Annotated in this window: 5 protein-coding genes; 3 read left to right on the top strand and 2 right to left on the bottom strand. The window is 70.9% G+C overall.

Annotated features, from left to right (window positions below; translation table 11 throughout):
* Together ABZU52_RS30995 and ABZU52_RS30990 are read left to right on the top strand one after the other, a co-directional pair.
* Positions 1-777: dihydrolipoamide acetyltransferase family protein (locus ABZU52_RS30995; RefSeq protein WP_354974474.1), on the top strand; the 777-nt coding region annotated here is incomplete at its 5' end.
* Positions 778-965: 188 nt separating this feature from the next.
* Entirely contained in the window at positions 966-2,645 is a 1,680-nt protein-coding gene (locus ABZU52_RS30990) for a right-handed parallel beta-helix repeat-containing protein (protein WP_354974475.1), read from the top strand.
* Positions 2,646-2,703: 58 nt separating this feature from the next.
* Here ABZU52_RS30990 and ABZU52_RS30985 read toward each other — a convergent pair whose 3' ends face one another.
* Together ABZU52_RS30985 and ABZU52_RS30980 are read right to left on the bottom strand one after the other, a co-directional pair.
* A complete protein-coding gene (locus tag ABZU52_RS30985; RefSeq protein WP_354974473.1) occupies positions 2,704-4,803 on the bottom strand; it encodes a PQQ-dependent sugar dehydrogenase in 2,100 nt (699 codons plus the stop codon).
* A 23-nt stretch (positions 4,804-4,826) separates the two neighbouring features.
* On the bottom strand, positions 4,827-5,792 hold the full coding sequence (locus ABZU52_RS30980) for a sugar phosphate isomerase/epimerase (RefSeq protein WP_354974472.1): 966 nt from the start codon (positions 5,790-5,792) through the stop codon (positions 4,827-4,829).
* A gap of 698 nt (positions 5,793-6,490) precedes the next feature.
* Here ABZU52_RS30980 and ABZU52_RS30975 point away from each other — a divergent pair.
* Complete coding sequence (locus tag ABZU52_RS30975; RefSeq protein ID WP_354974471.1) at positions 6,491-7,756, top strand: Ig-like domain-containing protein; 1,266 nt, start codon at positions 6,491-6,493, stop codon at positions 7,754-7,756.
* Positions 7,757-7,767 lie beyond the last annotated feature (11 nt).

Here is a 7,767-nt window from a genome sequence, read left to right as displayed (position 1 = left end):
GACGTGGAGGCCGCGCTGACCGTGCCCGCCGCCCGGCTCGCCGCCGTGCCGGATCCGCAGGTCGGGCCGGCCTCGGTCGGGGACGGCGACGTGATCGTCCCGCTGACCGGCGTCCGCAAGGTGATCGCCGACAAGCTGTCCCGCAGCCGGCGGGAGATCCCGGAGGTGACCATCTGGGTCGACGTGGACGCCACCGGGCTGCTGGAGACCCGCGCCGCGATCAACGCGGCGACCCCCGACGCGCCGGTGAGCATCCTGGCCCTGCTGGCTCGGATCTGCCTCAGCGGGCTGCGCCGGTTCCCGCAGCTCAACGCCCGGGTCGACACCGAGGCGCAGCGGATCGTCCAGTCCGCCGGGGTGCACCTGGGCATCGCCGCGCAGACCGACCGGGGGCTGCTGGTGCCGGTTCTGCGCGACGCCCAGCGGCTCACCACCGCCGAACTGGCCGCCGAACTGGCGACGACCACCACCGCCGCGCGAGCCGGCAGCCTGCCCCCGGCCCGGCTGACCGGCGGCACCTTCACGCTGAACAACTACGGGGTGTTCGGCGTCGACGGTTCCACGCCGATCATCAACCACCCGGAGGCTGCCCTGCTCGGGGTCGGCCGGATCGTGGACAAGCCGTGGGTGGTCGACGGCCAACTCGCCGTCCGCAAGGTGACCCAGCTCAGCCTCACCTTCGACCACCGGGTCTGCGACGGCGGGGTGGCCGGTGGCTTCCTGCGGCACGTCGCCGACTGCGTGGAGCGCCCGGCGCTGCTGATCGCCGCCGTCTGACGCGTACCCCCTCGGCCCCGGCGCGGCCCGTGCGGCGCGGGGGCCGGCGCACGTCCGGGGTTTCCCGGCGGCGTCATCGGCCGGGGTTCCCCGGCGGCGTGGTCGGGCCGGGGTTTCCCGGCGGCCGCACCGGGAAGTCGGCCCCGCCGGAGCGCACCGAACGCGTCGAAGGGAGCCGGCCCGTGGCCGTGGCGAACGAGCTGCTACTGAACTCGGTCCGCGTACGCCGGCCCGCCGCGGCGGGCGCGCCGCTCTACTGCGACGCGCTGGAGTACGGGCTGACCGGCGACGGCGTGACAAACGACCAGCCGGCGCTGGCTGCCCTGGTGGACCGGCTCGGCACCGGGTACGCCTCGGACGGGCGGGCCCGGGTCATCTACTGCCCGCCGGGCATCTACTCGATCCGGGACGCCGGCACGGTGTGGCGCAGCGGGGTGTCGCTGATCGGGGCCGGCCCGGCGGCGACCCGGTTCATGTTGAGCAACGAGGGCAACCGGGCCGACCCGACCCCGTTGGCGTTCTGGACGACGCTCCAGCACGGCGCCGGCCGGGACCGGCACATCGCCGACTGCACGTTCGCCGACTTCCAGATCGACGGCTCGGGTGTGGCAATGGCCGAGTACAACTACCTGGCCAAGGGCCTCGGCCTGCAGTACGTGGTGCGGGGCGTGTTCCGCAACCTTTACATCCATCACACCGCGGCCAGCGGGCTGGGCTGCGACTTCCTCCAGGACTCGCTGATCGACGGCGTGGTGGTGGTCGGCTGCGGCCGGCTGGACAACGGCGAGCAGATGGGCGGCGCGGGCATTGGTATCGGTGTCGGCGGGTGGGGTCCGGTGGAGCGGTTGACCATCGCCAACTGCACCGCCCTGGCCAACGGCACCAACGGGATCTTCCTGGAGTTGCAGAAGGACTACTGGCCACCGCCGCGGGGCTACCGCATCGTCGGCTGCCACAGCCAGGGCAACCGGTTCGGCATCTCCGACTGGGGCACCGACGGGCTGATCGTGTCCGCCTGCACGATGACCGGCAACCTGGAGGCCGGCTTCGACGTGTCGTCGCAGGGCACCTCGTTCGTGGCCGGGCGGGGTGGAATCGTCAGCGACTGCGTCATCGACGGCAACCTGCGGGACGGGATCAGCATCGGCAACAGCCCCGGCCCGTACGTCGTCCGGGGCAACCGGATCAGCGGAAACGGCCAGCACGGCTACCACGCGCGCGGCCTCCGGCGCGGTTACCAGGGGCCGATCCGGGACGTGGTGATCGAGAGCAACGAGTTCTGGGGCAACGGGCTGGACGCCGTCCGCATCGACCACCAGATGAGCGACGCCGTGCTGCTCAACAACCGGATCCGCAACAACGGTCGGCAGTACGCCAGGGCCGCCGGCGGTGCGGGCGAGGCCGTCCGCTACAGCGAACGGAGCCTGGTGGACCCGACTGCCGACTGGCCGCACGACGGGCACCGCGGCAAGCTCCTGCGGGTCGGCCGGTCCGTGGCCACGGTGGCCGCCAACACCGGCGACGAACTCACCCTGGCCCCGGTCCGCCCGGACGCGTTCAGCGCGTGGAGCGGGGACGTGCCGCCGCCGGGCTGCGCGTACGAACTGGACCCCGCCCCCGGGCGGCGGGCCGGCATCACCATCGACGCGCCGTTGGACTCGGCCACCATCCGCGGCAACCGGATCTGGGACAACCACGAATCCCGGACCCAGACGCACGGACTGTGGATCACCGAGCGGGGCAGCTGCGTGGACTGCCGGGTCGAGGACAACGACCTCGCCGGCAACGCCGAGGACGGGATGCGGCTGGACACCCCGCCGGTGGGCGGACGCTGGCGCGACAACCACGTCGACAGCGACTGGAGCTGAACGACGGGCGGCGGCGGCCGGAATGCTCCGACCGCCGCCGCTGTCACAGTGGAACTGGTCAGCCGGCCAGGCCGGCCACCGGGGTCGGGTCCAGCACCACCGTCGCCGAGGCGGACTGCGGGGGTACGCCCGGCTCGGTCGGCGCGTCGGTGTACTCCGCCACGAACACCGCGGTCAGGTTGTCCGCGCCGCTGTGCCCACCGTCGACGAAGGTGGGGATCGTCCCGGAGCAACCCGTCGAGGTGGAGAGCGGGTGCCCGTGCTCATCGTGCCCGAGCACGTAGGTGACCTTCACCCGGGAGCAGTCCACCGGCAGGTCGTCGGTGACCTTCACCTCGTACGCGACCGTCTGCCCGAACTGGAACGGCTGCCCGGCCACCGGGGCGACGAACTCGACGATCGGCGCGGTCGGCCCGACCACCAGCGGCAGGGTCGCCGAGGCGGACCGTCCGGTGCGGTCGGTCACCTTCAGCGTCGGCGTGTACGAGCCGTTCTCCGGGAACGTCCAGGTCGCGTTCGGAGCGGTGCTGTCCACCGAGCCGTCCGCGTTGAAGTCCCACGCGTAGCTCAGCTTGTCACCGTCCGGGTCGGTCGTACCGGCGCTGGAGAACGCGACGGTCAGCGGGGCCTGCCCGACGGTCGGCGTGCCGCTGATCTTCGGGATCGGCGTCCGGTTGCCCCGGACGAAGTCGATCCGGGACAGCTGCGCGTCCGGGTTCTCGGCGAAGTAACCGTCGCCGTACTCCAGCACGTAGAGCGCGCCGTCCGGGCCGAACTCCATGTCCATCGGGTTGTCCACCACCAGCGACGGCACCACCGGGCGGATGTCGTTGACGTCGCCGTCGGAGTCGAGGCGGAACTCCTTGATGTAGTCGCGGGTCCACTCGTAGAACAGCGGCACCCCGTCGTAGTACGCGGGCCAGCGGGTACGTGACGTGCTGGTCCCGTCGTAGTCGTACGCCGGGCCACCCATCGGGCCGATGCCGCCGGTGCCCAGCTGCGGGAACTCACCCGACGCCGCGGACGGGTACCAGACCTCCGGCTGCTCGACCGGCGGCAGTACCCGCTTGCCGGTGTTGTGCGGCGAGTCGTTGACCGGGCGCTTGCAGTTGAACTTGGCGCCGGACTCGCCGGTGGCGAAGTCGTAGTCGCGGTAGGCGATCGTCGGCGTCACACAGTACGGCCAGCCGTAGTTCGCCGGCTTGTCGATGCGCATCCACCGACCGTGCCCGGCGGGCCCGCGCTCCGGGTTCGGGGTGGAGGCGTCCGGGGAGTAGTCAGCCAGGTACACGTCGTCGGTCCGCCTGTCGACGGCGAACCGGAACGCGTTACGCAGCCCCATCGCGTAGATCTCCGGGCGGGTCTGCGCGGTGCCCGGCTTGAACAGGTTGCCGGCCGGCAGCGTGTAACCACCACCGGCCTTCACCTTGATCCGCAGCAGCTTGCCGCGCAGGTCGTTGGTGTTGGCCGAGGTGCGCTGGGCGTCGTACGCCGGGTTACGGTCGGCCCGCTCGTCGATCGGGATGTAGCCGTCGGAGGCGAACGGGTTGGTGTCGTCACCGGTCGACAGGTACAGGTTGCCCTTGCTGTCGAAGTCGATCTGGCCGCCGACGTGGCAGCAGATGCCCCGGTCGGTGGGCACGTCGATGATCTGCTGCTCGCTGGCCAGGTTCAGCTTCATCCCGTCCAGCTTGAACCGGGACAGCCGCAGCGCGCCCTTGAACCGCTGCCAGTCCGCCTCGGTGCCGGTCTCCGGCGCGTCCCCCTCGTTGACGCCGGGAGTCGCCGGGTCGTCCACCGGGGTGTTCAGCGGCGGCGAGTAGTAGAGGTACACCCACTTGTTCTGGGCGAAGTTCGGGTCGATGGCGACCCCCTGCAACCCCTCCTCGTCGTGCTCGTACACCGGGATGTCGGCGGCGAGGGTGTTCAGCCCGGTGCGAGGGTCGTGGATGCGGACCTCACCGGTGCGGGAGGTGTGCAGCACCCGCAGGTCGGGCAGGACGGCGAGGCTCATCGGCTCGCCCGGGAAGTCGTTCAGTGTCACTTTCTGGAAGCTGCTGTCCGGCGGCGCGGCCGGCGCTGCGGCCGCTGCCGACGGTGGTACGACCAGGCCGGCCGTCACCAACAGCAGGGCGGACGCGAATGCGGTCCTGTTCATCAGGTGTGTCCCCCGAGGTGGTTTCAGTACCGAAGTGAAGCGAGATAGTCGAAGCCGACGCGAGCGGTGTCCAGGGCGTCGGCGGGGGAGCGAGGCGCGGTGCCCGCGTCGTCGCGCTCCACGATGTACTCCTCGATGCCGGCCTCCCGCTCGTGGGCGAAGATCCGGCCGAAGTCGATGACGCCGCGGCCGAGGTCGGCGAAACCACCCTCGACGTCGAGGTCCTTGACGTGCACCTGGCGGATCCGGCCGCGGTTGGCCCGGATCACGTCGACCGGGTCGTGGGCGCCCCGCCAGGTCCAGTAGAGGTCGAGCTCGAAGTGGACCAGCCCGGGATCGGTCTGGGCGCTGAGGATGTCGAACCCGGTCGAGCCGCCGGTCAGCGGCACGAACTCGAGCTGGTGGTTGTGGTAGCCGAAATCCAGCCCCGCGCGTTCGGCGAGCCGACCGGCGTGGTTCAGGTCCCGGGCCAGCGCCCGGTAGACGGCGGGGTCGCGGATCGGCTGACCGCTCGCGTCCCGGCCGAAGTACGGGTGGACGATCTTCTGGCAGCCCACCACGTTGGCGTCGGCGAGGGCCTTCTCCCAGGTGGCGGCGTCGAACGGCTGCGGGATGCCGACGTGCCCGGAGGTGGATCGCAGCCCGGCCTCGTCCAGCGCGGCCCGGAACTGGGCGGCGGTGCGTCCGACGAAACCGGCGTGCTCCACTCGCCGGTAGCCGATCCGGCGCAGCGCGTCCAGGGTGCCGGGCAGGTCGGCGGCGAGCTGATCACGCAACGTGTAGAGCTGAATGCTGATCCGGTCCACCGGCACCCGGCGGCGGCCCTGGGCCTGCCCGCTGGATGCGGCGGGCGCGGCGGCGGCCGTACCGCCGAGCAGACCGGCGGCGCCGACGGCGGCCGCGGAGACGGTCGCGGCGCGCAGCACGCCACGCCGGCTGACCGGCTCGGACGCCGGTGTCGGCCCCGGTCGGTTGAGTTGTTGATCCATGGTGGTGGTCCCTTCCTGACGGCTGGTACGCCGTCGGCGGCGGTCGACCTGACTGCCGTCCGCCGGGCGCGCCGAACCGGCCGGAGGCGGGCTCCGGCTGGACGGTGAGGTGCGGCGCGCGGGTGCGGCCCGGACCCATCGGGGCGGAACGCGCGACCCGGCAGAGGTGGCGGCAAGTTGATCGACGAATGGGCAACCCTCTATCTAGATCGAGACCTTACCCTTGCCCCCGGACGAAGGCAAAGCTTCGTCGCGTTCGGCAGAAGTTTCGCTTCAACTGACAAAAGTCCGCCCACGAGGTGCGCCACCCGGCCTGACCTTTTACTTCTCGCGCCTCGGCCGGGCCGCCCGCGCCGGCGCGGGCGTGATCCACTCGGTTTCACGGAAGTCGCGGCATCCGGGAGTCCTGATACCGCGACTTCAAGGAACCCGAGTGGATCACGCGCTGGTCGACCCGGTCGCCGCCGAGCCCGGCCCTCAGGTGCCGCCATCCGGCCGCCATTCGGACAGTCGACGTCGCCTCGCTCAAGCGGAGCAAAGCGCATGACACGGGTCGGTTGAACCCCTGTTCCGTCAATGGGAACATTGCCGGAAAATGCGCCGGCAATTGCGCCGGCGATTATTTCTGAATACGGCGGATACTCCGGTTGGGCGGGTCAGAATGTGGCGGAGGCAAGTCGAAAACGGGGGGACTGAACATGACGTCTAGGCGGCGATTGACGCTGTTGGCGGTAACCATCGCAGCCGCACCACTCGCACTGGGTGCGTGCACCATCGACGGGGGGTCGGTCGGCTCGGCCAAGAAGCACGCCGCGTCGCCGGAACTCGCCGTGACACCGGGGGACAAGGCCCGGGACGTCCCGGTCAGCGCCGAGGTGGGCGCCGTGGTCAAGGGCGGGCGGGTCACCGGCGTACGCCTCACCGACGACAAGGGCAAGCAGGTCGACGCCGAGCCGCGCGAGGACGGCTCCGGCTGGGTGCCGAGGGTTCCGCTGCAACCAAAACGGACCTACACCGCCGAGGTGACCGCGACCGGTGACTCCGGCGCCACCACCACCCGCACCAGCACGTTCACGACGATGGCCAAATCCACCAAACCACGGATCACCAGTACCCTCTATTTTGTCGGCAATCGGACGTACGGCACGGCCATGCCGGTAACGGTGGCGTTCGACCCGGGAATTCCGAAAGAGGCCAGAGCGGATGTCCAGCGGCGGTTGTTCGTAAAGACCAATCCACCGCAGCCGGGCACCTGGTCGTGGCTGGAGGATGGCACCCAGGTCTATTACCGCGCGCCCGATTTCTGGAAGCCGGGTACCACCATCAGCGTCCGGGCCGGCCTGGAGGGTCTGCCGATCGGAAAGGACCGGGTCGGTGACGCCGAGCGGACCGCGACCTCCAAGATCGGACGACAGCTCTCGCTCGAGATCGACAACGCCACCAAGCTGATGACCGTGCTGCGCGACGGCAAGCAGATTCGCCAGATCCCGGTCAGCCTGGGCAAGCCGAGCACGCCGAGTTCCAGCGGCAAGATGGTGATCATGGAGAAGCACGAGCGGGTCACCTTCGACACCCGGGGTGAGCCGGACGGTGGCTACGTGGTCGACGTCGACGACGCGCAGCGCTACACCTGGGGCGGTGAGTTCATCCACTCCGCCCCCTGGTCGGAGGGGGACCAGGGCAGCACCAACGTGTCGCACGGTTGCGCGAACGTCTCCGCCACCGCGGCCGACTGGTTGATGGGGGTGACGCAGGTTGGTGATCTGGTCACCGTCACGGGCACCGAGGTGGAGCTACAGCCGGGCAACGGCTGGACCGCCTGGAACGTGAGTTGGGACGAGTTCGCCCGGGGCAGCGCCCTGCCGGTGCCGCCCGGGCTCAAGCCCGCGCCGGTCGCCCCGGCGCATCCGGGCGCGGTGGCCGGCGGATCGCCCGCCCCGGCGCCGTCGGTCAGCGGCCGCTGAGACACCCCGTG

The organism is Micromonospora sp. NPDC005220 (assembly GCF_040607895.1).
Classification (GTDB): domain Bacteria; phylum Actinomycetota; class Actinomycetes; order Mycobacteriales; family Micromonosporaceae; genus Micromonospora.
This window is presented reverse-complemented; position numbering and strand designations above follow the sequence as displayed.